The sequence below is a fragment of the Mesorhizobium sp. M1E.F.Ca.ET.063.01.1.1 genome (assembly GCF_003998155.1).
Lineage (GTDB): Bacteria > Pseudomonadota > Alphaproteobacteria > Rhizobiales > Rhizobiaceae > Mesorhizobium.
Map to the genome: position 1 here is coordinate 1 of NZ_RZSC01001622.1, position 443 is coordinate 443.

The 443-nt window shown below is 62.1% G+C and carries 1 protein-coding gene; it reads right to left on the reverse strand.

The annotated features are described in order from the left end of the window. On the reverse strand, positions 1-344 hold a 344-nt coding region (gene gcvH, locus EOA29_RS40090), incomplete at its 3' end, for a glycine cleavage system protein GcvH (RefSeq protein WP_127222588.1). Positions 345-443: the final 99 nt, after the last annotated feature.

Sequence of the window (443 nt, forward strand, 5' to 3'; positions counted from 1 at the left end):
GCCTCATCCATGAGGCTGGCGAGCTGGCTTTCGTTGGAAAGCTTCATCTTCCAGAGCCAGCCGTCGCCGGTCGCCGCCGAATTGACCAGCGAAGGGTCGGACGACAGCGACGTGTTGGCTTCGATGATCTCGCCGTCCACCGGCGCGTAGACATCGGAAGCCGCCTTGACGGATTCGACGACGACGGCGGTGTCGCCCTTGGCGAGCTTGCGGCCGATTTCCGGCAGTTCGACGAAGACGAGATCGCCGAGCTGCTCCTGCGCGTAGTCGGTGATGCCGACGGTGGCGACCCCGCCTTCGACGCGCAACCATTCATGGTCTTCAGTAAAATAGGTGTTTGCCATCGGGAAATCATCCTTTGCGGTAGCGGTGTGGCGTGAAGGGCAGGGACGTGACGTCGACCGGGATTTTCGTCCCGCGGACATCGGCGAACAGTCTGGTAC